We start from the raw sequence: 25,402 nt of genomic DNA, 5'->3' as shown, positions 1-25,402 counted from the left end.
GTACGATCCTCGAACTCGGACCGATCCACCCCACCAAAGGCGTCGACGTGCGAACTTCCCCCTCGCGCAGCAGTCGCAGCACGGCGCTCGCCGGCTCGCTCTGCGTGCTGCTCACGCTGGGCGCTGCCCCCGCCTTCGCCGAGACCCCCTCCCCCACCCCGGCCGCGACGATCACCCCGGCGACCACGCCGACTCCCACCCCCGTCGCGACCCCAGAGCCGACGACGACTCCCGGGTCGACCGCCACCCCGACGCCGCTCCCCAGCCCGACGGCGACACCCCAGCGCCCGGCCACCCAGGCGGAGGCGACCGACCCGGGCAGCCTGAGCCTGGCGGTCGCGTCGGTCGGCAGCCCGCAGGCCGGCCGCTTCTTCCAGGACATCGGCCGCTACGGGTTCTCGGGCCACACCAGCGGCGTCGCCGACGGCAGCCGGATCGAGGTCTATCGGCGGACGACGACCGGCGGGTGGGTGAAGGTCGCGACGACCATGGTCACCGCCGGCGCGTACGCGACCTCGTGGCCGGTGACCGCCCGCGGCGTCGTCAGTTTTGCCGCCACCACCGGCGGGGCGCCGGGCAGCGGTGACGAGATCACCAGCCCGACCGCGTCGGTCACCGTCTGCGACTCCGCCGTACACCTGAACGCGCCGGCGAAGAAGACCGACAGTCTGACCAAGCCCACGCTGACCGGCTCGGTCGTCCCGGCCCGGGCCGGGGTCAAGATCCGCCTCAACGTGCGGGTCGGCAAGACCGATAAGGCCGTGGGCTCGGCCGTCACCGATGCGGCCGGCCACTTCCGGGTCGGCTTCGGCTACGGGAAGGGCCACCTCACCCGCTACACCGTCCGCAGCACCTTCCACGCCGCGAACCGGGACCGCTGGGAAGCCAGCGGCACCCGGACGGTCAACCGGGTCGCCGTGCTGCACGCGGTGGCCGTCGACACCACCAAGGCCGACGTCGACAAGACCTACCGCAAGGGCTGCCCCGTCGGCCGGTCCAAGCTGCAGACGGTCAGCATGAACTTCTACGGCTTCGACAAGAGGATGCACCGGGGCGTGCTGATCATCCGGACCGACCTGGTGCCCGATATCACCCGGTCGTTCGCCAAGGGACTGGCCAAGCGGTACCCGATCGCCAAGATGAAGAACCCGAACGTCTACGGCGGCAACGACCCCAAGCAGATGAAGGCCAACAACACCAGCGGCTTCAACTGCCGCAAGGTCGTCGGCAACCCGTACGCGCAGTCGCCGCACTCCTACGGCATCGCCATCGACGTCAACACCGTCCAGAACCCGTACCGCGACAGCAACGGCACGTGGTGGCCGTCGAACGGAAAGAAGTACCGCGACCGCTCGCCTTTGAAGAAGGGCATGCTGGGGAAGAAGTCCGCGCTGACCAAGAAGCTCCGCTCCGAGGACTTCTTCTGGGGCGGGCTGTGGTCGCCGGGACGGGACTACCAACACTTCGAGTACCGGCCGTGAGCGCGTGCGGGCGCGGTTGACCCGCGCGACCGCCGTCGCCCTGGCCGCGCTCACGTTCAGTGCCTGCTCGGCACGAAGCCCGTCCGCGCCGGCCCCCACTCTCGCCCCGACCCCGACGGCGACCGCCTCGAGTACCGGTCCCACGCCGGCCTCCTCCGTCGAACCGGCAGAGCCGACGACGACCAACACGCTGCCGCCGCCCCCGGCCCCCACGGCACCGGCCCCGTCGACGGCCGGCGACCTGAGGGCGGCGGCGCTCCCCGTCCCGGCCGGCTGGCGGACGGTGGCGAAGGAGGGCGGCGACGAGGAGGGCTTCCGCGGCAACGGCACCTGGGTGCACGCGCGCGACGCTCGCTACGCCGCTCAGGACGTGATCACCATCGGCTGCGCCGACGTCACCCGCGACGACTACCCCGACCCGGTCGCGGCGCTGGAGGGCAGCTACGTCGACCGCGACGGCAACCCGGGCGTCGGCCTGGCCCTGGAGTTCACCGACGCCGAGGCCGCCAGCCGGTACTGGTCCCGCTACACCGACCAGGTTCGGGCCTGTACGCCGCTGGCCGACCCGGTGCACATCGAGCTGGTGCCGCTGTCGGGCGCGGGAGCCGACGAGCTGGTCGACCGGCGTACCTATCCCGACAGCGAGTGGACCGAGGTGGCCAAGCAGTCCGGCACCCGGGTGACGCTGGTGATCCTGACCGACGCCGGGCACCGGATCACGGCAGCCAAGGCGCGCACGCTGCTGACCGCGCTGGGCTAGGAGGAGGGCTAGGAGGAGGAGACGAGCTCGAAGGCCACGGACCCCTTCGTTACGTCGGCGGTCACCAGCCGGACCGACACCTCGTGACCGAGCGGCAGGTCCGGCCCGGTCACCTTGGCCTCGACGGCCGGGTCGGCGACCATCACGGTGCCGTGCCGGCGGGCGGTGTCGACCTCGATCACGGTCGCGGGGAACACCTCGCCGATCCGGGCGGCCAGCAGGCACACCTCGACCAGGTCGATCACCGCGCGCTCGTACTTCTTGGCCCGCCGGTCGGCCGCGGCCATCTCGGCCGGTAGTGCGTCCAGCGCGCGCATGGCCCAGCCCGGGACGGGCGTGCCCGCGCAGAGCGCGAGACAGACCTCCCCGGCGTAGCGGTCGACCAGCCGGCGGAGCGGCGCGGTGCAGTGGGCGTAGTCGATGGCCAGCGCCGAGTGCTCGGCGTCGGCGGGCACGCTGCCCGAGAAGGCCTGGTAGCCGGCGCCGCGGAAGAGCATCGTGCAGGCGTCCAGCATCGCGGCGTGCGCGGGCAGGTGCGGATCCAGGCTGCGGACGAACTCCGGGTAGTCGAGCTCGGCCGGCCAACCGATCTGCAGCGCCTTGGCCGTCTGCCGCAGCCGCCGTAGCGCACCGGGGTCGGCCGGAGGCATGGTGCGCAGGATGCCGACCTGGCCGTAGAGCATCAGGTGGGCGGCGGCCATCCCGGTGAGCAGCGAGATCTGGGCGTTCCAGCCCTCGACCGGCAGCGGCGCCCGGAACTCCAGCCGCCAGCCGTCGGGCCCGGGCACGACCTCCTGCTCGGGGATCTGCAGGCTGACGCCGCCGCGCTCGCGCTCGCGCTGCTCGCGCCACTGGCCCACGACCTTGAGCAGCGCCAGCGACTCCCGGGCCGACCCCGAGTCGATCTCGGCCTGGACAGCTGGGTAGTCGAGCTGTTCGCGGCTGCGTACCAGGGCCCGGACCACCTCGGCGTCGGTCATCTGGCCGCGCGCGTCGAGCCGCAGGGTCCAGAGCAGGGCGGGCCGCACCCGGTCGGGCAGCAGACTGGCCGCGCCCTCGCTCAGCGCCGGTGGGTGCAGCGGGGTGCGGTGGTCGGGCGCGTACAGCGTCATCCCGCGCCGGTGCGCCTCGAGGTCGATCGGGTCGCCCGCGGTGACGAACGCGGCGACGTCGGCGATGGCGTAGGAGACGACGAAACCCTCACCATCGCGCGCGAGGTGCAGGGCCTGGTCGAGGTCGCGCGAGCCCGGCGGGTCGATGGTGACCAGCTCGAGGTCGGTGCGGTCGAGCTCAGGCAGCCGCGGGCCGGCGGCCGCCCGTACGGCCGCCGCGGTCACCTCGGCCGGAAAGTCCTCCGGCACCTGCAGGTCGGTCCGGATCCGGGCCAGGCCGGCCGCCAGCTCCGGCGGCACGACGACAGGCAGCTCGACCTTGCGTGCAGGCATGGCCGCAGACTACAAGGGCGGGGACCGCCCGACCGCCGGTCAGTCCGCTGCGTGCGCGCTCTCGGGGCGCGGGACGGGCGTACCGTCCAACGCGGAGTTGACCAGGGCGTCGGCCCGCTTGTTCTCCTCCCGCGGCACCCAGGTCCAGATGACCTGGCGCGGCCGGACCTGCGACGCCTGCCTGGCCAGCGGCAGCATGCTCGGGTGCTTGACCTTCCACCGGCCCGCCATCTGCTCGATCACGAGCTTGGAGTCCATCCGCACCTCGACGGGCGCGTCGGCGTCCAGCGCGCGAGCCATCTCGAGGCCGGCGATCAGCCCGCGGTACTCCGCGACGTTGTTGGTGGCCCGGCCGATGGCCAGGCCCTCCGCCGCCAGGGTGTCACCGGAGTCGGCGTCGCGGACCAGGGCCCCGTACGCCGCCGGGCCCGGGTTGCCGCGGGAGCCGCCGTCCGCCTCGACGACGAACCGTCGGGTCACGCGGTCCGAGACCGGCTCGCCCCGCGCGTCAGCGGGGTCGGGCTCCCGCTCGTACGGGTCGAAGCCGTGCTCGTCGCCCTCAGGGGCGAAGAAGTCGGGACCGGCCTGGCTGTCGAGCGGGCGCCGCACCATCACCAGGCTCCCGTCGTCACAGGCCCGACTCCGGCGTCCTGACCAGGATCCGCCCGCACTCCTCGCAGCGGAGCACCTCATCAGCCGCGGCGGCGGCAAAGCCGCGCAGGTCGGCGGAGTTGAGCTCGAGCTGGCAGCCGGTGCAGCGACGGGCCCGCAGCTCGGCGGCGCCGACGCCGGCGTGGGTGGCCGCGATCTTGTCGTACAGCGTGATCAGCGGTTTCGGCAGCAACGGCACGATGCCCTCCCGCACCACTTGCCGGTCGGACATCTCCACCTCGAGCTCGCGCAGCTGCTGGTCGCGCTTGGCCGACAGTATCGCCAGCTGGGTGTCGAGCTCGGCGGCCTCGCGGCGCAGCTTTTCGCGGTCCTCGGACGCTGTCTCGAGCTGTTGCATCACCTCGAGCTCGGCGTCCTCGAGGGTGTCGATCCGGCGCTTGAGGTGGTCGATCTCCTCGATCAGCGAGCTCAGGGCGCGTGGGTCACCGACGGAACCGTCGGCGACCCGGCGTTGGTTGCGGTCGAGGCGTGCACGGACCGGATCGAGGTCGTGCTCGGCCTGACGCTGTTCGCGTTCCAGGTCCGAGACCGAGGTGTCAGCCCCGACGAGGTCGGAGGCGAGGTGGGTACGGCTGTCCCGCAGCCGCGCGATCTCGGCGTGCTCGGGCAGCGTCCGACGCCGGTGCGCCAGCTGGGCCAGCGCGGTGTCCACCGCCTGCAGGTCGAGCAGACGCCGTTGGTCCCCTGGATCGGCCTGAATGACGAGCTCCCTCCGCGACGAGGACCCGTACGGGCTCCCAGCACCCAACCCTACGCATTCTCGGCCGCCGGTAACCACCCCGAGTCCTCCCCGACGAACGGGAATGAACCGGTCCTGGTCGAGGTTGCCGCCACTGTCACACCGTCGTGCCTGCCCGGCTCCCTCCCAGAGCCCACCCGCTCTTCCAAGGACGACTCGTGACCACGCTCGCCGACCCGACCACCGTCGACGTCCGCACCACCGGTACCGACGCTCCGGCCGGCCGGTTCGTCGGCCGCCGCTACGTCCAGCTGGTCCTGGTGCTGGGCGCGCTGTCGGCCATCGGACCGCTGACCCTCGACACGTACCTGCCGGCGCTGCCCCAGCTGCGCGCCGACCTCGGCGCCACCGACTCCCAGGCCCAGCTCACGATCACCGGCCTGCTGGTCGGCCTGGGGCTCGGTCAGCTGCTGATCGGCCCGCTCTCGGACGCGGTCGGCCGGCGCAAGCCGCTGCTCGTCGGCCTCACCGTGCACGGCCTGATGTCGGTGCTCTGCACCCTCGCCCCCTCGATCACCCTGCTGGCCCTCACGCGCACCATGCAGGGCGTCGGCGGTGCGGCCGTCGCGGTGGTGTCGATGGCGATCGTCCGCGACCTGTTCAGCGGCGTCAAGGCCGCCCAGCTGCTGTCCCGGCTGATGCTCGTCATCGGCGTCGCCCCCGTGCTGGCCCCCTCGCTCGGCAGCGTTCTCCTCGGCTTCACCTCCTGGCGCGGCATCTTCGTGCTGATCGCCGTCGCCGCCGTCCTGCTCTTCGTGCTCGCGCTGGTCGCGCTGCCCGAGACCCTGCCGACCGTCCGCCGCTCGTCGGTCAGCGTCCGCGGTGCCCTGCGCTCGTACGGCGTGCTGTTCCACGACCGGTTGTTCGTGGTCATGGTGCTGGTCTCCGGGCTGAGCTTTGCCACCCTGTTCGCCTACATCTCCGGCGTCCCGTTCCTGCTGCAGGAGCTGTACGGGCTCAGCCCGCAGCAGTTCGGCCTGACGTTCAGCGCCAACGCCGTCGGGCTGATCGTGATGACCCAGGTCAACCCGCTGCTCGTCCGACGAGTCAGCCCGGTCACGATCCTGCTGGTCGCCGTGACCGTGTCCACGCTGGCCTCCGCGGCCCTGGTCGCCACCGCGATCACCGGTTTCGGCGGGCTGGTCGGCTTCCTGGTGCCGCTCTGGTTCATCGTCGCCTCGGCCGGCTTGTCGTTCCCGAACGCCCCGGCCATCGCCCTCAACCGGCACGGCGAGGCGGCGGGCAGCGCGGCGGCCCTGCTCGGGTCGGCCCAGTTCGTGCTCGGCGGTCTGATCGCCCCTCTCGTCGGCGCGCTCGCCGACGGCACGGGCGTCCCGATGGCCGGCGTCCTGCTGGGCACCAGTGCACTGGGCCTCGTCCTGCTGCTCACCTCACGCCGACCGCTCAGCAGCGTCTCCTACCGCTGACCGGTCCTCGGGTTCTCCTTACGGGCGGGCGTTCCAGCGTTCCAGGGCGGGTTGGCCCTTCTCCTCGCCGAGCACCGAGATGGTGCTGGTGTCGAGGGGGAAGTGCAGGCCGTAGCGGAGGTCGAAGTTGAGCCAGCGCATCGCCAGGGCCCGCAGCGCGTGGCCGTGGCCAAAGCAGAGGGCCCGCTCGACGCCTGAGTCGCGGACCCGGGCCACGACCCGGTCCAGCCGCTCGGCGACCTGGTCGGCGGACTCCCCGTTGGGCACCGGGTCGGTCCAGATCGTCCAGTCCGGCACCTCCTCGGTGATGTCGGCGCTGGTCCGGCCCTCGTAGTCCCCGTACGCCCACTCGGCGAGGTCGTCGTCGAGCTGCGGCTCGTGGTCGCCGGTGAAGCCGGCCAGCTCGGCGGTGTGCCGGGCCCGGCGGCGCGGGCTGCTCAACACCAGCCCGAAGTCCGCCGGACGCAGGTGGCCCTTGAGGGCGCGGGCCTGCTCCTCGCCGTGCTCGGTCAGCGGCAGGTCGGTCACCGAGGTGTGCCGGCCGTTCGCGCTCCACTCGGTCTCGCCGTGCCGGACGACGTACAGCTGGGTCATGCGACTGCCTCACTGATCGGGATCCGACCGGTCCGCAGCGACCAGTGGTCGCCCGTCCGGAGCCGCTGCACGATCGCTCGCTGCAGCGACGTCTGCTGGGGCAGCGCGTCGAGGTCGACCTCGCCGCGGTGCGCGAAGGTGAAGAAGAGCGCGTCCTCGTCCCCCGGCATGGGGTCACCGTACAGGTGCCAGCGCCGCTGAAAATGAACGATGTTGGACGCCGGGTCGAGCGCCGCGGCCAGCGCCGGGTCGAGCAGCCAGCTGTGGCACCAGAAGTCGGTGACGGGCCGCTCGGGGAAGTGCTGGTGAAAGAAGGCGGCGGCACTCCGGAACGAGGCGTCCACCGCGGCCGGGTCGAGCGGGCCGGCCTGCGGGATGTGGGTGGAGCAGACCCAGCCCTCAGACTGCAGCTCGAGGTTGAACTGCAGCCGGCCGAGCCAGTAGAGCGATCCTGACCAGCTGACCGGCAGCCAGCCGTACGTGTGCACCCCGAACCGGCCGTACGTCCGGCGGTGCACCCACGCCTGCTGGCCCAGCTCGGTCAGCGTGCGCGCGCTCACCGCCTCCTCGACCCCGCGGCTGGCGTGGAACGCGACCAGGTCCGGGGCCGTCGCCAGCAGCGCCAGCAGGGGCAGCGCTCCGGGGGCGTACGGATCGGCCGCCGGGTCGTAGCCGGGGAACGGGTCGCGGTCGGGCTCGCCGGGGAAGCGTCCCAGCGTCCGCCGCAACGCCTCGGCCAGCCGGTCGACCACGACGAGGTCTTCGGGCCGGTCGAGGACGGCGGCGATCAGCGCCTCGACGTCGGCGCGGTCGTCCGGCCGCAGTCCCACCCGGTCGAGCCACCGCGGCAGCTGAGCACCCTGGAGGACGTCGTGGAGCTGATGGTCTCGATCGAGGGACACTTGCACACCCTAGAAGCCCTCGGCCCGAGTGCAAGAATGCACTCATGAGCGATCGTCAGCCTGCCCTGCCGAACCGCCAGACCCCCTTCTCGGAGGCCTTTCGAGCGTTCATCGGCCAGGGCTGGGAGCCCTACCCCACCGAGCTGCCGGACCCCCTCCCGGCCTCAGCAGTCGCCGGCGCCCGGCGCGACGCCGTCAGCACCCTGTTCCCGGGGGACCGGGTGGTGATCGGGGCCGGCGGGCTGAAGATCCGGTCGAACGACACCGACTACCGCTTCCGCCCGCACTCGGCGTTCGCGCACCTGACCGGGCTGGGCACCGACCGCGAGCCGGACGCCGTGCTGGTGCTGGAGCCCGTCGACGGCGGTCACGAGTCGACGCTCTACATCAAGCCGCGCGCCCCCCGCGACTCCGCCGAGTTCTACGCCGACACCCGCTACGGCGAGATGTGGGTCGGCCAGCGGCCGTCGCTGGAGGAGATGTCCGCCCTCTGCGGCATCCCGTGCGCTCCCGTCGACGAGCTGGCCGAACGGCTGGCCAAGAACGCCGACACCACCCGGATCCGGACGCTGACCGAGACCCTGGACGGTCCCGTGGTCGACGCGATCGCCGCGCTGCGGACCACGCCGGACCCGCAGACCGAGGCTGAGGCCGACCAGCTCTGCCCCGAGGAGGCCGACGGCGAGCTGCGGGTGGCGGTGAGTGAGCTGCGGTTGGTCAAGGACGCGTTCGAGGTCGAGCAGATGCGCGAGGCCTGCCGCCAGACCGCTGACGGCTTCGCCGCCATCGTGGCCGACCTGCCCGAGGCGGTCCGCCGCGGCCGGGGCGAGCGCTGGGTGGAGGGCGTCTTCGGGCTGCACGCACGCCACGCCGGCAACGCCGTCGGCTACGACACCATCGCCGCGGCCGGGAACCACGCCTGTACCCTGCACTGGATCCGTAACGACGGCGACGTCCGCTCCGGCGACCTGCTGCTGATCGACGCCGGCGTCGAGCTGGACAGCCTCTACACCGCCGACGTCACCCGGACACTGCCGATCTCGGGCCGCTTCAGCGACGCGCAGCGACGGGTCTACGACGCCGTCCTCGAGGCCCAGGAGGCCGGGATCGCCGCTGCGCAGCCGGGCGCGACGTTCTCCGACATCCACCGCGCCGCCGTCGCGGTGATCGCCCGCTACCTGGAGGAGTGGGGCCTGCTGCCGGTCAGCGCCGAGGATTCGCTGTCGACCGAGGGCGGCCAGCACCGTCGCTGGATGGTGCACGGCACCTCCCACCACCTGGGCATCGACGTGCACGACTGCAACCAGGCCCGACTGGAGAACTACCGCCAGGGCACGCTGCGGCCCGGGATGGTGCTGACCGTCGAGCCCGGCCTCTACTTCAAGGCCGACGACGCCCTGGTGCCCGAGGAGCTGCGTGGCATCGGCGTCCGGATCGAGGACGACCTGGTGATCACCGAGCACGGGAACGAGAACCTCTCCGCCCTGCTCCCCCGCAGCAGCACTGACGTCGAGGCGTGGATGGCCGCCGTCTGGGCCGGGGAGCAGCCGCCCCCCTCGACGGGCGCAGCCGTCGCCGCGCCGGGCACCCGAGACTGAGCCGGCCGTGACGACGACGCCGCAGCGACGCCACCTGCCGCACCTCCCCGCTCTGAACCGACGGCTCGAGCCGACGTCGCGACCGCACCCGCAGAGTGCGGACTCCGTCGTCGCCTGGGCCTGGTACGTCGACGGCGTCCGGCGCCCGGTGGCCAGCCTGTCGTTGGCGGCCCGGCAGGCCCAGGCGGGTGAGGGCTTTGTCTGGCTCGGGCTCAAGGACCCGCTGGACGCCGACCTCGCGGCGCTGGCCAAGCAGTTCGACCTGCATCCGTTGGCCGTCGACGACGCCGCGTACGGGCACACCCGCTCCAAGCTCGAGGTCTTCGGCGACACCTTGTTCATGGTCATCTCGACCGTCGCCTACGTCGACCACGAGGAGCTGACCGAGAGCTCGGAGGTGGTAGCCACCGGCCAGGTGATGGTGTTCCTCGGCGAGGGCTTCGTGATCACCGTCCGGCGCGGTGAGCACGCCCAGCTGTCGGCGCTCCGGCGGGCGCTGGAGGCCGACCCACGCCGGCTCTCCCGCGGACCGTCGGAGGTCCTCTACGCGCTCGCCGACAAGATCATCGACGACTACCTGGCCGTGGTGCACGAGTTCGAGACCGATGTGGACGAGGTCGAGACCCGTGTCTTCTCCCGCGGTGGACAGCACGAGGTCGACCGCGTCTACCAGCTCAAGCGCGAGCTGATCGAGTTCAAGCGCTCGGTCCTTCCCCTCGGCGGACCGCTGCTGCGGCTCGCCACCCGCGAGCTGCCCGGGATCGGTGAGGAGAGCCGGGCCTACTTCCGCGAGCTGGCCGACCACCACACCGAGGCCAAGGAAGCCGTCGCCTCCTTCGACGAGGTGCTCACCTCGATCCTGCAGGCGGGGCTGGCCCGGGCGTCGGTGGCCGACAACGAGGACATGCGCAAGATCTCCGCCTGGGTCGCCATCGTCGCCGTGCCCACGATGGTGGCCGGGGTCTACGGCATGAACTTCGACAACATGCCCGAGCTGCACTGGCAGTACGGCTACTTCTTGATCCTCGGGCTGATCGGACTGATCATGGTCAGCCTGTACCTCGGGTTCAAACGCAACCGCTGGCTCTGAGTCCTGCGCTCAGCTCACCAGTGACTGCCCGAGGTCAGGGTGCCGCCGGGCGCGTCGGGCAGCCGCTGTCGGAGCTGTTGCAAGCCGTCGCGCAGCCGGGTCTTGAGCGTGCTGAGCGGGGCGCCCAGCAGCGTCGCTGCCTCCTGCGGTGACTGCCGCTGCAGGTAGACCAAGGTCAACGCCTCCCGTTGCAGCGGGCTCAGGGCCGCCAGCAAGGGATGCAGCCGGGCGGCCTCCAACCGGTCCACGACCCGTTCGGCGTGGTCGTCCTCCACCACGCCCGGGGCGCCCCTGGTGTAGCGCTGCTCCCGACCCAAGGCCCGGGAGACCGACCGGACCCGGTCGATGGCCCGGCGGCGCGCGATCATCGTGATCCAGCCCATGACCGAGGCCCGGTCGGCCCGGTACCGGTCCGCCTGTTGCCACACCTCGAGGTAGGTCTCCTGCGTCACCTCGCGCGCGAGCTCGGAGGAGCGGACGATGCGCAACGCGACGGCGTGCACCCGCTCGCGAGTACGGCGGTGCAGCTCCTCGAACGACTCCTCGAGACCGGAGCCGGACTCGACCAGGAGCTGGTCGAGAGAAGACGGCGCCGGAGGGTGCTGGGCAAGATCGGTCGAACCAGTCATTCTCGGTTCTCCTCGGTTCGCTTGGTACTGCCGAACCCCCGGTGAGCCCAGTATGCACGGGGACCGCAACCAGTCGTCGGCGACCACAACGCGCGCGACACGTCTTGCTTCTGGTCCCTGAGAGGGTCTGACAATCCCGGAGCGCCGGCGCGCCGAAACAAGGGTGTCGTTGTCACGAAGGAGCTCCATGTCCCAACCCCGAGCCGATGCCGCCCGCATCCTCGCCCACGTCGAACGCCTCGGTGAGCGTCACCCGCCGGTCGACCTCGCGTCGGCCGACTACGGCGCCCGCGACGCTGCTGCCGTCCGCCGCCGTTTCGCCGGTCCGCTGGAGTACATGGCTCGGGTCGAGATGGAGGTCGAGCGGAACGTGCTTGAGCTCGCCGTCCTGCTGCCCGGGGTGAGCGAGACCGACCGAATGTTCTACGCCGACGTGTGGGGCCCGCAGGAGGAGCACCACGGCGTCCTGCTGGACACCCTCAGCCAGCGGATCGGGATGCCGCCGACCGAGCCCGACCTCGGCTCGGTCCCGCCGCGGATCCGGTTGCTGGGCGCGTTGGCGCACCTACCGGTCGTGCACGAGGTGATCCGGCTGCTCTACTACCTCACGGGCGCGGCCACGGAGAAGTCGGCGATGCTGGCATACCAGGCGATGAGCGACGAGCTGGGCGCGATGGGCGAGACGGCGATCAAGAACACCGTCATCGACGCGATCAAGGTGCAGGAGCCCGGCCACTTCGCGTTCTACCGGTTGAGCGCGCTCGAGATGGTGCAGCGCGGGGTGCTCGCCCCGTGGCAGCTGCACATGGCGCGGTTCCTGCGCTCCAAGACCTTCGCCGTGGTCGGCGCCAAGACCAAGGAGCAGCGGACGAGCTTCGGCAGCGTGCTCGTCGAGCTCGGGCTCGACCGCGACGTCGAACGGCTCGTCCGCGACGTCGTCCGGGTCGAGACCCAGCTGCTGGACGCCGCTCACGACGGGCTGGCGGTGCCGGAGTACGCGCTGGCCGCCTTCCGCGACGCCGCCGAGCTCTACCGCGAGCAGGCGCTGCGCGCCGCCTGAGCCATGTGTCACTCCAAGGTGCTGGTCAGCGCAGCTCGTCGGGCGGACCGGCACCCGGCTCGAGGTCGAGCTGCAGGAAGCCGACGTCGTGCCAGGTCTCGAACTTCCACCCCACCCGCGACCAGGTGCCTGCGGGCTCGAAGCCGAACGCGCGGTGCAGCCGGTCGCTCGCCTCGTTGGGCAGGGTGACGCAGGCCAGGGCCGTCCGGTAGCCGCGCTCCCGCAGCCGCGACAGCAAGGCCTCGTACAGCATCCGGCCGCCGCCGCGGCCCTGAGAGCCCTGCCGGAGATAGACGCTGACCTCGCACGCCCACCGGTACGCGGCGCGGGACTTGAGCGGACCCGCGTAGGCGTACCCGCGCAGGCCGGTGTCGTCGCCGAGGACGAGCCAGGCGTGCCCGGCCTGGGCGGCCGCGATCCGCTCACCCAGATCGGCCGTCGTGGGCGGCTCGGTCTCGAACGAGATCGCCGTCTCGAGCACGTACGGGGCGTAGATCGCCGCGCACGCCTCGGCGTCCGCCGGCGTCGCGTCCCGGATCCAGGGATCGCTCACCCACGTCACGCTAACGGTCTGCCCGCGCTCCCAAGGATCGGGTAGACCTGAGCCGCGACTACCCCGGCGGTTGTCTACCCAGTGATGTCGTCGTTCGCGGCTCGGGTGTCCGCGCCCGGCGCGGTGAACGTGTCGGCCGGCTCGGTGGACCGCGGCCGCCTGCAGCGCCTCTGGGGCGGCGTCCTCGCCGTCGCCGAGGTCGCGGTGCCGCCGCACCAGAACGTCACTGGCCGTCGCCCAGGAAGTCCGACGTCGGGTGACCCCAGGGCTGGGGATGGGAACGGATCAGGATGACGTACCTCATGCGGGTGCTCCTCACCACGTTCCGGATCCGGCACCTACTCGAACGCGGCGGCGCGGGCTCCCGGCAGCTGGAGCAGCATCTCGCGGGCCCGGGCGGCCACCTTGTGCTCGCAGAGCACCTCGTACTTGGTGGCCACCGTCTGGGTGACCGAGGTGAAGTCGCGCTTGCCGCGGGTCGCCGCGTACCCCAGCGCACCGAACGCCATCGCCAGCGCGATGCCGATCACCATCGCCACCAGCAGGAGCAGCAAGAAGTTGGCCGGCTTGAGGAAGATCAGGATGACGACCGCCACCAGCAGACCGGTCGAGACCCCTGACTGGACGCCGGCCAGGAGCACCGTGCTCCAGGTCCGACGGCCGAGGACGCGCTCCACGGACTTCAGCTCCGTGCCGACGATGGCGAGGTTCTGCACCTCGAACTTCTCGTCGGCGAGAAAGTCGACCGCCTTCTGCGCGTCGGCGTAGCTGGAGTAGATACCCACCGACTGCGGGAACTCCAGCTCGAAGATCGAACCCATGGGTCGTTGCTGCGACATGCTCATCTTTGTCCTCCTGGACCTCTGGAGGACAAATCTACCGGGACTTGCTGTCCGTCCGCTGTGCGTCCCGATCGCATCCCACGAGGCCATGGGACCAGAACGTGCCCTCGACTCGCTCAGGGCGCGTTCTTGGGTCGTCCGTCGAGACCCCGTCGTCGTGTCAGCCTGTCGAGGGCGCGTTCTCTGGCGCGAGGGGGAAGACACAGAACTCGTTGCCCTCGGGATCGGCGAGCACGTCCCAGCTGATCTGGTGGTCGCGGGCGCGGAGCAGCCGCGCGCCGGTGGCGACCGCGTCGGCCGTCCGACCCCAGACGTCCGAGTGGACCCGGTTCTTGACCTGCTTGGGCTCGGGCACCGTCACGAAGTCCAGCCCGAACGGCATTCCCGGCACGCCTTCCAGCCAACAGAGCTCCCCGCTCTCGTCCTGGTGCACCTCGACGCCGAACAGCTCGGCCCACCAGCCGGCGATAGCGGCCGAGTCCGCAGCGTCGACGCCCAGCTCGTACATCCGGTAGGGCGGCAGCTGGTCCGGCGGACGCTCGAACGCGCACAGCTCGCCGCCTTCGGGGTCCCGTAGCACCGTCCAGTGCGGCAGCTCCGCCGCGACCGTGGCGCCGAGCGCCACCAGGTCCGCTACCGCCCGGACGTGCAGGTCGAGGTGCACCCGCTGCTTGACGGTCCGCGGCTCGGGCACCCGGTTGACCCAGAGGGTGTGCTCCGCGTGGTCGTCGGTGAGCACGTACAGGTCGCCGCGGTCCGTCGCCTCCAGCCCCAGCGCGGCGCTCCAGAACCGGGCGGCGACCGCCGGCTCCACCGCGTCCAGGCAGAGGTCCTTGAAGCGCAGCCTCCCCGGAGGCACCTCCGCCGGATCGGGCTCAGTGGGACTCACGGGCCACCTCCGCTCCGCTGCGGCCGACCAGGAAGTCGAGGTCGGCACCCCGGTCAGCCTGCAGCACGTGGTCGACGTAGAGCCGTTCCCAGCCGCGGACCGGGCGGGCGTAGGCGTCGGTGGACGTGGCGGCGGGCGTCCGGGACGCCCACTCCTGCGGGTCGACGACGGCCTCGAGCCGTCGGCTGGGGACGTCCAGCTCGACCAGGTCGCCGGTCCGCAGCCGGGCCAGCGGACCGCCGGCCGCCGCCTCGGGGGCGACGTGCAGCACCACCGTCCCGTACGCCGTCCCGCTCATCCGTGCGTCGCTGACCCGCACCATGTCCCGGACGCCGGCCCGCAGCAGGGCACGGGGCAGCGGCAGGTTGCCGACCTCGGGCATGCCCGGATAGCCCCGGGGCCCGCAGCCGCGCAGCACCAGCACCGAGTCGGCGGTGACGTCGAGGTCGGGGTCGTCCAGCCGGGCGTGCGCGTCCTCGATGCTGTCGAAGACCAGCGCCGGGCCGCGGTGCACCAACAGCTCGGGCGAGGCGGCGGACGGCTTGATGATCGCCCCGTCGGGGGCGAGGTTGCCGCGCAGCACGGCGATCCCCGCGGCCGGCTGCAGCGGCTCGCTCCGGCTACGGACCACGTCGGTGTCGAAGGTGCTCACCTCGTCCAGGCCGGCCACGAACGGCTGCCCGGTGACGGTGACGGCGTCCGGAGACAGCAGGTCGGCGACCTCGCGCAGGGCCGCCCGGAGCCCGCCGGCGCGGAAGAAGTCGTCCATCAGGTGCTCCCCGGACGGCTGGAGGTTGACCAGCAACGGCACGTCGTGGCCGATCCGGTCAAAGTCGTCCAGACCGAGGTCCACCCCGAGCCGGCCGGCGATGGCGAGCAGGTGCACGACGGCGTTGGTCGACCCGCCGATCACGGCCAGGGTGACGATGGCGTTGCGGAAGCTCATCGCGGTCATCACCGTTGAGGGCCGACGGTCCTCGTGCACCAGCCGGACCGCCAGCCGGCCGGTCTCGTGCGCCATCGACCGCAACCGGGCGTCGACGGCCGGCACGCCAGCAAAGCCGGGGATCGTCATCCCCAGCGCCTCGGCCATGCACGCCATCGTGGACGCGGTGCCCATCGTGTTGCAGTGGCCGGCACTGCGGATCATCGAGGACTCCGACGAGCTGAACTCCGCCGCGCTGAGGGTGCCGGCCCGTACCTCCTCCGACAGCCGCCAGACGTCGGTGCCACAGCCCAGCGGACGGCCGCGGAAGGTGCCCGTGAGCATCGGTCCGCCGGGCACCACGACCGCAGGCAGGTCGACCGAGCTCGCCGCCATCAGCAGCGACGGGATCGTCTTGTCGCAGCCGCCCATCAGCACGACACCGTCGACCGGGTTGGCCCGCAGCATCTCCTCGATCGACATCGCCGCGAGGTTGCGCCACAGCATCGCCGTCGGCCGCATCAGCGTCTCGCCCAGCGACATCACCGGCATCACGTGCGGCACCCCGCCCGCTGCCCAGATCCCCGCCTGGACCGACCGGGCGACCTCGTCCAGGTGGGCGTTGCAGGGGGTGAGGTCCGAGGCGGTGTTGGCGATGGCGATGTGCGGCCGGCCGTCGAAGGAGTCCGCCGGCGTCCCGCGGCGCATCCAGGCCCGGTGGATGTAGGCGTCCCGGACGCCCGCCACCTCCCCGAACCACGCGTCACTGCGCATGGCCCGACCCAAGGCCATGTCGGCCCTGGGCTCTATGCTTCTGGGCCATGCGGGCCTTGGTCATCACGGCACCGGGCGAGGCGGAGGTCCGCGAGGTCCCGGTCCCCCGGGCGCGCGGCGGCGAGGTGGTCGTCGAGGTGGAGCAGGCGGGAGTCTGCGGTACCGACCTCGAGCTCTTCCACGGCACCCTCAGCTACGTCCGCGACGGCCTGACCACCTTCCCGATCCGGCCCGGACACGAGTGGTGCGGCCGGGTGCGGTCGGTCGGCGCCGGCGTCGACCAGTCCTGGCTCGGCCGCCGGGTCGTCGGTGACACCATGCTCGGCTGCGGCCGGTGCCGCCGCTGCCAGTCGGGTCGGCACCACGTGTGCGCCGTCCGGACCGAGATCGGCATCCGCGGGGACCAGCCGGGGGCGCTCGCCGAACGGCTGGCGCTGCCGGCCTCCGCGCTGTACGCCATCCCCGAGGTGCTGAGCCCCGCAGCCGGTGCCCTGGTGGAGCCGGGCGGAGTCGCGCTGCGGGCCGTCCGCGCGGCGGCCCTGCGCGGCGGCGAGCGGGTGCTCGTGCTCGGCGGCGGCACCATCGGCCACCTCTGCTCCGCGTTCGCCGTCGCGCACGGCGCCACCGTGACGGTCGCCGACCCTCGGCCAGAAGCCCTGGAGCTGGCCGGCCGGTTCGGCGCCGTCGGTGTCGCCCCGGACGACCTGCCCGACGAACCGTCGTTCGAGGTGGTGATGGAGGCGAGTGGTGGGCCGGACAGCGCGCAGCGCGCCGTCCGGCTGGTCGAACCGGGCGGCCACCTGGTCCTGGTCGGGCTGGCGAACCAGCCCAGCATGGTCGACACCCGCGACCTGGTCTTCGGTGACCTCACCGTGAGCGGGCTGCTGGGTGCCTCGGCCGGGCTCGAGGGGGTCATCGCCTGGTACGCGGCCGGTGAGGTGGTGCCCGACGACCTCGTCGCCGCCGTCGTCGGACTGTCGCAGGTCCCGGCCCTGTTCCGCGGCGAGCGGCCCGCCCAGGCGGGGTCCGGGCCGAAGATCCACGTCCAACCCTCGCGGCACGGCTGACCCGGGCGGCCACTGCGGGATAATCCTCAGGTGGCCCCTTCCAGCGCGACCTCGGTCTTCATCTCCCGGATCCGGGGGCTGCCGGTCCTGGACGCTGCCGGCGACCAGGTCGGCAAGGCGCGCGACGTCGTCATCCAGCGTCGCCCGGCCGGCCGGGCCCCCCGGGTCAAGGGGATCGTGGTCGAGCAGTTCGCCCGACAGCGGATCTTCGTCCCGATGTCCTGGGTACGCCGGCTGGACGCCCTCCAGGTGATGATCACCGGGCCCGTCAACACCCGCCGCTTCGAGCGCCGGGAGTCCGAGACGCTCGTGATCGACGACCTCTTCGACGCCACGGTCGAACGGCTGGACCATCCGATGGGCGCGACGATCTTCGACGTCGCGATGCGCCCGGTGCGGACGCCGGAGTGGGAGCTGTCGGAGGTGGCCCTGCGGGACGAGGCCAAGCCGGGACGCTTCGGCCGCCGCGGCCACCACACGACGATCGTGGACTGGTCCATGATCAAGATGCTCAGTGTTGATCATGGTCAGGGCATCGACCACCTGCTGGCCCAGCTGGAGGACATGAAGGCCGCCGACGTCGCCCGCGAGCTGCACGACATGACGCCGGAACGCCGCGCCGAGGTGGCCTCCGCGCTGGAAGACGCCAGGCTGGCCGACGCCCTCGAGGAGCTGCCCGAGGACGAGCAGGTGCAGCTGATCACCGCGCTCGACGTCGACCGGGCCGCCGACGTGCTCGAGGAGATGGACCGTGACGATGCCGCCGACCTGATCGCCGAGCTGGCGCCCGAGCTGGCCGAGGTGCTGCTCGCGCGGATGGAGCCCGAGGACGCCAAGGACGTACGCCGGCTGCTGAGCTATGCGGAGTTCACCGCGGGCGGCATGATGACGCCGGAACCGCTGATCCTGCCGCCGGACGCCACGGTCGCCGAGGCGCTGGCCCGTGTCCGTGACGCCGAGCTCACCCCCGCCCTGGCCTGCATGGTCTACGTCTGCCGGACGCCCCTGGAGACCCCGACCGGCCGCTTCATCGGCGCCGTGCACTTCCAGCGGCTGCTGCGGGAACCCCCGTCCACGCTGGTCTCGTCGCTGATCCACAGCGACCTCGAACCGTTGGTCGCGAGCGCCAACCTGCACGCCGTCAGCCGTTACTTCGCCACCTACAACCTGGTCAACGCGCCCGTGGTGGACGCCGAGCACCGGCTGATCGGGGCGGTCACCGTCGACGACGTGCTCGACCACGTCCTGCCGCAGGACTGGCGCGGCACCCAGCTGGACGGTCTGGCGATCGCCTCGCCGGTGAGCCGTGGCTAAGGCCGAGCGCGCGTCCGCGCGACTGAACACCCCAGGCTCCCGCCGACGCTTCGAGCTGCCGCGCTTCGAGCTCGACCGGGACGCGTTCGGCCAGTTCGCCGAGGGTTTCGCGCGCTTCATGGGGACGGCGAGGTTCCTGGCCTGGATGACGGTGATCGTCATCGTCTGGGTGCTGTGGAACGTCCCGGCCGGTCCCGACCGACCCCGCTTCGACGACTACCCGTTCATCTTCTTGACCTTGGTCCTGTCGCTGCAGGCCTCCTACGCCGCCCCGCTGATCCTGCTCGCGCAGAACCGGCAGGAAGGTCGCGACCGGGTGGGGCTGGACGCCGACCGGGCTCAGAACGACCAGAACCGTGCAGACATGGACTTCCTGGCCCGCGAGATCGCCAGCCTGCGCAACTCCGTCGGCGAGCTCGCCACCCGCGACTACGTCCGGTCTGAGCTGCGGGCCGAGCTACGCACGATGCTGGCTGAGCTCGAGGCCGAGGACGCACGGACCGCGCTCGGCGACCACGGCCCCCGGCCGGGCCCACGCGACGGCGACCACCGCTCACGCCCGAGCCAACGCGACGACCACCGCTGACCCAGCGTCAGCGCGGAGCTGCCACCACGACCGCGTTGGCCCGGGCCGCCTCGGCGAGCCGGTCGTCGTAAGGTGACAAGGCCTTCGAGGTCGTCGCCGAGGGTCAGAGCCGAGGCGAGGTGCACCGCGTCGAGAGGGTGGAGCAGCGGAGGTTGCAGCAGGCCTGCGGCCTCGAACACCGCGGCGGGCACCTCGAGCAACGTCACTGAGTCGAGAACAGCGCGGGCCAGCTCGGCTCGGTGTGCGGCGACCCGACGCACCCCCGCAGCAGCTCGGTGCGCGCGAGGCCGCAGCTGACTGGTCTGCGGTCACCGCCGGCGAGCCAGGTTCGCAAGGCCGCCGTCTGCGGCTCCGCCCCCACCAGCTTGACCAGGGCGGACGTGTCGAGGTACAGCGCCACCTCTCAGTACCGCTCGGCGTCTCGCACGGCTCTCAGCTCAGCCGAGACGTCCGAGCCTGGCTCAGGCGGATCGCGAGGTGCTTCACAGTGGCACTGCCGACGGCGGCTGGTCAGCCGTTGTCGTAGGGCTCGCCTAGGCTGGATCCATGCGTGCCGCCGTCCTCGACCATCCCCTGCTGCCCCCGATCCAGACCGCCCTGAGCAAGGTGGACGACCCCGAGATCAAGCGGCCGATCACCGAGCTGGGGATGGTCAACGCCGTCGAGGTGGACGCCGACGGTGGCGCCCGGATCGAGGTGCTGCTGACCGTCTCCGGCTGCCCGATGAAGGAGACGCTGACCCGCGAGGTCACGGCCGCCGTGTCGGCGGTGCCCGGGGTCAGTGCCGTCCAGGTCGACCTCGGGGTGATGAGCGACGACCAGCGGCACGCACTGCGCGAACAGCTCAAGGGCGGCCAGCCCGATCGGGAGATCCCGTTCGCCCGACCGGACACCCTGACCAAGGTGATCGCGGTCGCCTCCGGCAAGGGCGGCGTCGGCAAGTCTTCGGTGACGGTCAACCTCGCGCTCGCGCTGGCCGCGGCCGGCCGCAGCGTCGGCGTGCTGGACGCCGACATCTACGGCCACTCCGTGCCGGCGATGCTGGGCGTCGCCGACGCCCGCCCGACCTCGGTCGACGACATGATCATGCCGGTGCCGACCAACGGCCTCAAGGTGATGTCGATCGGGATGCTCAAGCCGCGCCGCGACCAGGTGATCGCCTGGCGCGGCCCGATCCTCGACCGCGCCCTGACCCAGATGCTGGCCGACGTCTACTGGGGCGACCTGGACTACCTGCTGCTCGACCTGCCGCCCGGTACGGGTGACGTCGCCATCTCCCTCGGCCAGAAGCTGCCGAACGCCGAGGTGCTCGTGGTGACCACGCCACAGGCCGCCGCCGCGGAGGTCGCCGAGCGGGCCGGGACGATGGCCTCGATGATGAACCAGCGGGTGATCGGGGTGGTGGAGAACATGTCCTACCTCGCCGTCACCTGCCCGCACTGCGGTGAGGAGCAGCGGCACGAGGTGTTCGGCAGCGGCGGCGGTCAGGACACCGCCGACGGTCTGACGACCCGGCTCGGCTACGCCGTCCCGCTGCTCGCCCAGGTGCCGCTCGACCCACGACTGCGGGTCGGCGGCGACGAGGGCGTCCCGGTGATCAGCTCCGAGCCCGACCTGCCGTCCGCCCGCGCCCTGCAGGCCCTCGCCGACGGCCTCGACCGCCGCGGCCGCAACCTGCTGGGCCGCCAGCTGGGACTTGCTCCCGCCGGCCGCTGAGCCCACGCCGTCGAGCTGGCCCAGGGACGACACGCCCTGAGCCTCTCGAAGGCCGCGTTGTCTGGTTTCTTGCCCCAGGTGATCGTGATGTCGGCCTGTGGGACGGGTGCGGGATCAGGTCGCGTCGGGATCGAACGGGGTGAGCACCCGTGCGTCGGCGTTGGCGCCGACCACGGGCTCTTCGTCCTTCGCGCCGTCGATCGCGCCCCTGACGTCATCCGCGGCGCCGGTGACGGTCGACGAGACGCCGGCGAGCTCAGCCTTGACGTCGGCGACGATCGGTTGGACCTCGTCCAGCAGGTGCTTCTGGATGAAGGACTTCGGGTTGAGGTCGCGGAAGTCGAGGTTCTCGAAGCCGGGCCCGAGCTCCTTGCTGAGCTGGTCCTGGGCCGTACCGGCGAGGGTGCGCACGTACTGGACGACCCGGGCCGCCTTGCGGGCCAGGTCGGGCAGCCGTTCGGGTCCGAACAGGATGACCGCGAGCACCAGCAGCAGGATGAACTCGGGGCCGTTGATGTCGAGCAGCAGAGGCGTCAGCACCTCAGCCCTCCTTGCTGCCCAGGGTCACCTTCGCCGACCGACGCGACGAGCCGCGAGTGTAGTCGAGCACGACACTGTCCCCAGGGAGGTGGGTGCGTACGGTGACGATCAGCTCTTCCATCGTGGTGACGCTGCGGTCGTCGATCTTGGTGACGACGTCGCCGGGCCGCAGCCCCGCGTCCGCGGCCGGCCCGCCACGTTCGACGCTCTCGAGCTGGACGCCGGAGGTGGAGCCGTCCGCGACGGTCGCGCCGATCACCGGATACCGGGCCTTGCCCCGCGCGATCAGCTGCTTGCCGATCGCGGTGGCCTGGTCGATCGGGATGGCGAAGCCCAGGCCGATGTTGCCGTTCTGGCCCTGGCCGGCACCGAGGGTGAGGATCGCGGAGTTGACCCCGATCACCCGGCCGCCGGCGTCGACCAACGGGCCGCCAGAGTTACCGGGGTTGATCGGGGCGTCGGTCTGGATCGCGTTGATGTAGGCGGTCGGGGCGTCGGCCGCCGAGCTGGCGTTCACGACGACCGGCCGGTCCTTCGCGCTGACGATCCCCTGGGTGACGGTGCCCGGCAGCCCGAGCGGGGCACCGACCGCGATCACCGGCTGGCCGACGGCCAGCGAGGCCGACCGGCCGACCGGCAGCGGGGTCAGCGTGCCCGGCGCGTCGACCTTGATCACGGCCAGGTCGTAGGAGGGGCTGCGGCCCAGCAGGGTCGCCGACTGTCGCCGCCCGTCGGCCAGGACGACCTTGATCTTGGTGCCGTCGGCGGCCTCAGCCACCACGTGGTTGTTGGTCATGATCCGCCCGGCCTTGTCGAGCACGAACCCTGAACCCGTGCCGTTGCCGACCTGGATCATCACCGTGGCCGGCACCACCCGCCTGGCGATCTCGACCGTGTTGGCCTGGGCGGGGGCGGGCGCCAGCGGGCTCGCACTGGTCGAGGGGTCGGGAGTCGACGCGGACGGTCCGACCGGGCCGGTCGTCGGGCTCGAGGCGGACACCGGAGCCGCAGCCGACGACCCACCGGCCAGCCGCGACCCGCCGTACCCGGCCGCGCCGCCGATGACCACGGCGGTGAGGGCGGCAACCGCCACCACCGAACCCCCGCGCAGTCCGCGCCTGCCTGACCCGGGCAGCGCGGTGGCGGCGACGAGCGGTATCGGTGGGGCGGGCGGCGGTGCGGGAGCGGCCCAGGTGGGCGCAGAGTCGAAGCCCGGTCCGCGCGGGGCGTACGGGTCCTCCGGCGGCGGTCCGAACGGACCGTAGTAGCGGTCGTCCGGGTTGCCCTGGCCGCCTGGAGCCGGGTGGTCGCTGTCGGCCATGAGCTAGCGACCTTCCGAAAGCGTCACGGAACTTCTCCTCTGGGTCACTGGCCCCACACGTCGGCCAGAATCTGTCCCCAGCCCGCTCGAATCCTCTTCATCGTAGTTCGCTCCGGCAGCGGCGCGTGGGGCAACGCGGAGACGGCCGAGGCCAGCAGCTCCGCCGATCCGTCGGTGACCACGGTGAAGACCGTGCCGTCGGACTGCCACGTGGCCAGGCTCGAGGTCCCGTCCTGTACGTAGGCGCCGAGCGCGCCGTCCCAGGCCGAGCCGGACGGGGCGGTGGCCAGCCGGCCCTGCTGCTCGAAGACGCTGACGGTCGCGACGCCGTCGCTGTAGACCAGGTGCAGCGCGGCCGGCGTGCCCGAGCTGCTACGCAGCCGGACCAGCGACAGCCGGGCCAGCTCGTCGGCGCAGAACCAGCCCTGCCGGCTCAGGGCGGGGGCGGCGCTGAGGGTCAGCACGGTGTCGGTGGTCGGCAGCTTCAGCTGCGCAGGCTCAGCGGGCTGGGCGGGATCAGGCGCCGCGAGCCCGTGCGGGCGCAGCTCGACGCTGGTGAAGGCCACCTGCATCACCTGCCTACCCGTGTCGTCGAAGCCCTGCTGGGCCAGGACGATCCCGGTGGCGTCGTCGACCCACCAACGGGCGGCCAGCTGGCCCGCGCGCCGCGCCTCGACCATCGTGGCCGAGCGCCCTGCCGCCTCGGCTCCGGTCCAGGCGGCGAGGCTGTAGTGCGACTCCAGCAGCGACACGAGGTGGGAGTCGTTCAGCCGGTTCACCGAGGTCGCCTTCGCGTACCCGCTGCCCACCACCTGGCCGGCCGGGTCCAGCACCCGCGACCAGGTTCCCTCACCGGCCACGGCCTCCACCTCGACGGTGGCCCGGACCGGCGTAGAACCGGACGCGGCCACGTAGACCTGCCGGCCGGCGTACCCCACCGTCTCGGCGGCGACGGCCGCCCGGGCCAGCGTGGCCTGCGCCGCCGCGGCGTCGAGGGCTCGGGTGCCGACCGTCGGCCCGACGTCAGGCAGCCCGGTCCCTGCGGTCCCGGGCGCGGCGGTCCCGGTCTGGGTGGTCCCGGTCTGGGCGGTCCCGGTCTGGGCGGTCCCGGTCTGGGTCGATCCGGTCGCGGTGCTGAGGGCAGCGACCCGGGTCGACATGACCGCGCCCAGGGCATCGTTGGTCAGGGGCAGCTGGGCGAGCATCGAGGCGAACTCGGTCCGGGCCTCCGAGCCCGGGTCGGCCACCGCTGTCAGGGTGTCCGCGGGCGCGGCGAGGTAGCCGACCACGCTGACCCCGGCCACGGTGGCGCCGACCGCGACGGCCGCCGCGGTCCGGCGCAGCCGCAACGTCCGTCGCCGGCTGGTCAGGCTCCCCGGACGGGTCCGACGGAACGGGCGGCTCCACAGCGGGGCCGTCGCCTCGGCCCCGGCGATCAAGACCAGCCGCTGGGCGAGCTCACGCGGGGCCTCGCCACCCGTCGGCATCCGCAGGGTGTCCCGCAGCCGACGCAGCTCAGCGACCTCGGCCCGGCAGGACGTGCAGTGCACGAGGTGCACGAGCAGCCGCTCGCGGCGCTCCGGGTCGAGCGCGCCGTCGACGAGGGCGGACCGGTTCTCGGCCAGGTCGGCGCAGGGGGCGCGGCGGGTACGGCCGCGCCTCACCTCACCTGCTCCGGCTCCCGCGTGGATCCTCGGGCGCCGACGGCCTGGATGAGCCCGGCTTCGACCGCGACGCCCAGGTAACGCGCCCGCTCGCCGGTCGGACGCCGGTGCGCGAGGGCGGTCCGCAGCTGGGCGCGACCGCGGTGGATCCGGCTGCGGACGGTACCGATCTTGATGTCGAGGACCGTGCTGATCTCGTCGTAGCTCAGGCCCTCGATGTCGCAGAGCACCACGGCCGCACGGAACTCCGGGGTCAGGGCGGCCAGCGCGGCGGCAACGTCATGGTCCAGGTCAGCGTCGGCGAGCTGCTGGGCGGGCGTGGGCCAGCTGCTCCGCAGCCGCTCCTCCGCACCCTCGCCCAGGCCGTCGAAGCGGATCTTCTGCCGGCGCCGGGCGCCGTCGAGGAAGAGGTTGGTGGTGATCCGGTGCAGCCAGCCCTCGAAGGTCCCGGGCTGGAACCGGTGCAGTGACCGGAACACCCGGATGAAGACGTCCTGGGTGAGGTCCTCCGCGTCGTGGGGGTTACCGGTCAGCCGGTACGCCAGCCGGTAGACCCGGGCGCTGTGGTCGCGGACGATCTCCTCCCAGCTGGGTGGGACCCACTCCGCCATCTCGGGCGCCTCGGGCGCCTCGGGCTCAGCGTCAACGGGCGGCTGCCACTGGCTGGGGTCCGGGGCTGGCCACGGTCCCGGAGCGGACGTACGGGCCATCGGGTCGGTCTCCTCGCGCTGGGCACGACCCGCCATCAGCGTCGAGTCGGTCCCAGTGTCGCCACCGATGCTGGCACAGCGCTGGCCGAAGCCTGTCAACCACC

At 72.3% G+C, this 25,402-nt stretch carries 25 protein-coding genes; 10 read left to right on the top strand and 15 right to left on the bottom strand.

What is annotated here, in order from left to right; translation table 11 throughout:
• Positions 1-47 precede the first annotated feature (47 nt).
• Positions 48-1,481, top strand: coding sequence for a M15 family metallopeptidase (locus tag ACFE76_RS04085; RefSeq protein ID WP_375430461.1), 1,434 nt, complete (start codon positions 48-50; stop codon positions 1,479-1,481).
• Between the two features lie 4 nt (positions 1,482-1,485).
• Positions 1,486-2,241: a hypothetical protein gene (locus tag ACFE76_RS04080; RefSeq protein WP_375430460.1), complete on the top strand. Its 756-nt coding sequence runs from the start codon at positions 1,486-1,488 to the stop codon at positions 2,239-2,241.
• Between the two features lie 8 nt (positions 2,242-2,249).
• Here ACFE76_RS04080 and ACFE76_RS04075 read toward each other — a convergent pair whose 3' ends face one another.
• The 3 genes from ACFE76_RS04075 to ACFE76_RS04065 are packed head-to-tail and all read right to left on the bottom strand — an operon-like array spanning position 2,250 to position 5,010.
• The gene (locus ACFE76_RS04075) at positions 2,250-3,686 is read right to left on the bottom strand and encodes an RNB domain-containing ribonuclease (protein WP_375430459.1); all 1,437 of its coding nucleotides are present in this window, start codon (positions 3,684-3,686) and stop codon (positions 2,250-2,252) included.
• A gap of 39 nt (positions 3,687-3,725) precedes the next feature.
• Positions 3,726-4,298, bottom strand: a complete 573-nt coding sequence (locus tag ACFE76_RS04070; protein WP_375430518.1) for a reverse transcriptase-like protein — start codon at positions 4,296-4,298, stop codon at positions 3,726-3,728.
• Positions 4,299-4,314: 16 nt separating this feature from the next.
• Positions 4,315-5,010: a zinc ribbon domain-containing protein gene (locus ACFE76_RS04065; protein ID WP_375430458.1), complete on the bottom strand. Its 696-nt coding sequence runs from the start codon at positions 5,008-5,010 to the stop codon at positions 4,315-4,317.
• A 245-nt stretch (positions 5,011-5,255) separates the two neighbouring features.
• Between ACFE76_RS04065 and ACFE76_RS04060 the strand changes: the two genes are divergently transcribed.
• Positions 5,256-6,524, top strand: a complete 1,269-nt coding sequence (locus ACFE76_RS04060) for a multidrug effflux MFS transporter (RefSeq protein ID WP_375430457.1) — start codon at positions 5,256-5,258, stop codon at positions 6,522-6,524.
• Positions 6,525-6,542: 18 nt separating this feature from the next.
• Here ACFE76_RS04060 and ACFE76_RS04055 read toward each other — a convergent pair whose 3' ends face one another.
• Positions 6,543-7,118: a histidine phosphatase family protein gene (locus ACFE76_RS04055; RefSeq protein ID WP_375430456.1), complete on the bottom strand. Its 576-nt coding sequence runs from the start codon at positions 7,116-7,118 to the stop codon at positions 6,543-6,545.
• Positions 7,115-8,020, bottom strand: a complete 906-nt coding sequence (locus ACFE76_RS04050; protein WP_375430455.1) for an acyltransferase domain-containing protein — start codon at positions 8,018-8,020, stop codon at positions 7,115-7,117. Before ACFE76_RS04050 ends, ACFE76_RS04055 begins: the two co-directional genes overlap by 4 nt.
• Before the next feature lie 44 nt (positions 8,021-8,064).
• On the opposite strand from ACFE76_RS04050, the gene ACFE76_RS04045 reads away from it, so the two are divergent.
• Both ACFE76_RS04045 and ACFE76_RS04040 read left to right on the top strand, forming a co-directional pair.
• Complete coding sequence (locus ACFE76_RS04045; RefSeq protein ID WP_375430454.1) at positions 8,065-9,618, top strand: aminopeptidase P family protein; 1,554 nt, start codon at positions 8,065-8,067, stop codon at positions 9,616-9,618.
• A gap of 7 nt (positions 9,619-9,625) precedes the next feature.
• On the top strand, positions 9,626-10,708 hold the full coding sequence (locus tag ACFE76_RS04040; RefSeq protein ID WP_375430453.1) for a magnesium and cobalt transport protein CorA: 1,083 nt from the start codon (positions 9,626-9,628) through the stop codon (positions 10,706-10,708).
• Positions 10,709-10,722: 14 nt separating this feature from the next.
• Here ACFE76_RS04040 and ACFE76_RS04035 read toward each other — a convergent pair whose 3' ends face one another.
• Positions 10,723-11,337, bottom strand: a complete 615-nt coding sequence (locus ACFE76_RS04035) for a sigma-70 family RNA polymerase sigma factor (RefSeq protein ID WP_375430452.1) — start codon at positions 11,335-11,337, stop codon at positions 10,723-10,725.
• Positions 11,338-11,524: 187 nt separating this feature from the next.
• Between ACFE76_RS04035 and ACFE76_RS04030 the strand changes: the two genes are divergently transcribed.
• Entirely contained in the window at positions 11,525-12,397 is an 873-nt protein-coding gene (locus ACFE76_RS04030) for a GTP-binding protein LepA (RefSeq protein WP_375430451.1), read from the top strand.
• A gap of 25 nt (positions 12,398-12,422) precedes the next feature.
• On the opposite strand, the gene ACFE76_RS04025 is transcribed toward ACFE76_RS04030, so the two are convergent.
• The 4 genes from ACFE76_RS04025 to ACFE76_RS04010 form a co-directional block, all read right to left on the bottom strand.
• Positions 12,423-12,950, bottom strand: a complete 528-nt coding sequence (locus tag ACFE76_RS04025) for a GNAT family N-acetyltransferase (protein ID WP_375430450.1) — start codon at positions 12,948-12,950, stop codon at positions 12,423-12,425.
• Between the two features lie 338 nt (positions 12,951-13,288).
• Positions 13,289-13,795 carry a general stress protein gene (locus tag ACFE76_RS04020; RefSeq protein WP_375430449.1) on the bottom strand — a complete coding sequence of 169 codons (507 nt, stop codon included), beginning with the start codon at positions 13,793-13,795 and terminating at the stop codon, positions 13,289-13,291.
• Positions 13,796-13,952: 157 nt separating this feature from the next.
• Positions 13,953-14,681, bottom strand: coding sequence for a VOC family protein (locus ACFE76_RS04015; protein WP_375430448.1), 729 nt, complete (start codon positions 14,679-14,681; stop codon positions 13,953-13,955).
• A complete protein-coding gene (locus ACFE76_RS04010) occupies positions 14,668-16,380 on the bottom strand; it encodes an IlvD/Edd family dehydratase (RefSeq protein WP_375430447.1) in 1,713 nt (570 codons plus the stop codon). The genes ACFE76_RS04015 and ACFE76_RS04010 overlap by 14 nt, the downstream gene beginning before the upstream one ends.
• A gap of 47 nt (positions 16,381-16,427) precedes the next feature.
• Here ACFE76_RS04010 and ACFE76_RS04005 point away from each other — a divergent pair, with 47 nt between their 5' ends.
• The 3 genes from ACFE76_RS04005 to ACFE76_RS03995 are packed head-to-tail and all read left to right on the top strand — an operon-like array spanning position 16,428 to position 19,347.
• Positions 16,428-17,447, top strand: coding sequence for a zinc-binding dehydrogenase (locus ACFE76_RS04005; protein WP_375430446.1), 1,020 nt, complete (start codon positions 16,428-16,430; stop codon positions 17,445-17,447).
• A gap of 30 nt (positions 17,448-17,477) precedes the next feature.
• The gene (locus tag ACFE76_RS04000) at positions 17,478-18,761 is read left to right on the top strand and encodes a magnesium transporter MgtE N-terminal domain-containing protein (RefSeq protein WP_375430445.1); all 1,284 of its coding nucleotides are present in this window, start codon (positions 17,478-17,480) and stop codon (positions 18,759-18,761) included.
• Positions 18,754-19,347, top strand: coding sequence for a DUF1003 domain-containing protein (locus tag ACFE76_RS03995; RefSeq protein ID WP_375430444.1), 594 nt, complete (start codon positions 18,754-18,756; stop codon positions 19,345-19,347). Before ACFE76_RS04000 ends, ACFE76_RS03995 begins: the two co-directional genes overlap by 8 nt.
• Positions 19,348-19,549: 202 nt before the next feature.
• Here ACFE76_RS03995 and ACFE76_RS03990 read toward each other — a convergent pair whose 3' ends face one another.
• Positions 19,550-19,747, bottom strand: coding sequence for a hypothetical protein (locus tag ACFE76_RS03990; RefSeq protein WP_375430443.1), 198 nt, complete (start codon positions 19,745-19,747; stop codon positions 19,550-19,552).
• A 146-nt stretch (positions 19,748-19,893) separates the two neighbouring features.
• Between ACFE76_RS03990 and ACFE76_RS03985 the strand changes: the two genes are divergently transcribed.
• Entirely contained in the window at positions 19,894-21,063 is a 1,170-nt protein-coding gene (locus ACFE76_RS03985; RefSeq protein ID WP_375430442.1) for an Mrp/NBP35 family ATP-binding protein, read from the top strand.
• A gap of 114 nt (positions 21,064-21,177) precedes the next feature.
• Here ACFE76_RS03985 and ACFE76_RS03980 read toward each other — a convergent pair whose 3' ends face one another.
• From ACFE76_RS03980 to sigE, 4 genes are read right to left on the bottom strand one after another with little or no spacing between them, the layout of a single operon-like run.
• Positions 21,178-21,603, bottom strand: a complete 426-nt coding sequence (locus ACFE76_RS03980) for a sec-independent translocase (protein WP_375430441.1) — start codon at positions 21,601-21,603, stop codon at positions 21,178-21,180.
• Between the two features lies 1 nt (position 21,604).
• Complete coding sequence (locus tag ACFE76_RS03975) at positions 21,605-22,924, bottom strand: S1C family serine protease (protein ID WP_375430440.1); 1,320 nt, start codon at positions 22,922-22,924, stop codon at positions 21,605-21,607.
• A 44-nt stretch (positions 22,925-22,968) separates the two neighbouring features.
• Complete coding sequence (locus tag ACFE76_RS03970) at positions 22,969-24,588, bottom strand: zf-HC2 domain-containing protein (RefSeq protein WP_375430439.1); 1,620 nt, start codon at positions 24,586-24,588, stop codon at positions 22,969-22,971.
• Complete coding sequence (sigE, locus tag ACFE76_RS03965; protein ID WP_375430517.1) at positions 24,585-25,199, bottom strand: RNA polymerase sigma factor SigE; 615 nt, start codon at positions 25,197-25,199, stop codon at positions 24,585-24,587. The genes ACFE76_RS03970 and sigE overlap by 4 nt, the downstream gene beginning before the upstream one ends.
• Between the last annotated feature and the right edge of the window lie 203 nt (positions 25,200-25,402).

Origin of the sequence: uncultured Friedmanniella sp. (assembly GCF_964244005.1) — a bacterium.
GTDB lineage: Bacteria > Actinomycetota > Actinomycetes > Propionibacteriales > Propionibacteriaceae > Microlunatus.
Note: the sequence above shows the minus strand (reverse complement) of the source record. Positions and strands in the feature narration are given on the sequence as shown.

What these genes read in the sequence shown, in the direction of transcription:
- ACFE76_RS04075 (WP_375430459.1), bottom strand. Translation starts at nt 3,686, where the DNA reads ATGCCTGCACGCAAGGTCGAGCTGCCTGTCGTCGTGCCGCCGGAGCTG.
- ACFE76_RS04070 (WP_375430518.1), bottom strand. Translation starts at nt 4,298, where the DNA reads ATGGTGCGGCGCCCGCTCGACAGCCAGGCCGGTCCCGACTTCTTCGCC.
- ACFE76_RS04055 (WP_375430456.1), bottom strand. Translation starts at nt 7,118, where the DNA reads ATGACCCAGCTGTACGTCGTCCGGCACGGCGAGACCGAGTGGAGCGCG.
- ACFE76_RS04045 (WP_375430454.1), top strand. Translation starts at nt 8,065, where the DNA reads ATGAGCGATCGTCAGCCTGCCCTGCCGAACCGCCAGACCCCCTTCTCG.
- ACFE76_RS04035 (WP_375430452.1), bottom strand. Translation starts at nt 11,337, where the DNA reads ATGACTGGTTCGACCGATCTTGCCCAGCACCCTCCGGCGCCGTCTTCT.
- ACFE76_RS04030 (WP_375430451.1), top strand. Translation starts at nt 11,525, where the DNA reads ATGTCCCAACCCCGAGCCGATGCCGCCCGCATCCTCGCCCACGTCGAA.
- ACFE76_RS04020 (WP_375430449.1), bottom strand. Translation starts at nt 13,795, where the DNA reads ATGAGCATGTCGCAGCAACGACCCATGGGTTCGATCTTCGAGCTGGAG.
- ACFE76_RS04010 (WP_375430447.1), bottom strand. Translation starts at nt 16,380, where the DNA reads ATGCGCAGTGACGCGTGGTTCGGGGAGGTGGCGGGCGTCCGGGACGCC.
- ACFE76_RS04005 (WP_375430446.1), top strand. Translation starts at nt 16,428, where the DNA reads ATGCGGGCCTTGGTCATCACGGCACCGGGCGAGGCGGAGGTCCGCGAG.
- ACFE76_RS03985 (WP_375430442.1), top strand. Translation starts at nt 19,894, where the DNA reads ATGCGTGCCGCCGTCCTCGACCATCCCCTGCTGCCCCCGATCCAGACC.
- ACFE76_RS03975 (WP_375430440.1), bottom strand. Translation starts at nt 22,924, where the DNA reads ATGGCCGACAGCGACCACCCGGCTCCAGGCGGCCAGGGCAACCCGGAC.
- sigE (WP_375430517.1), bottom strand. Translation starts at nt 25,199, where the DNA reads ATGGCGGAGTGGGTCCCACCCAGCTGGGAGGAGATCGTCCGCGACCAC.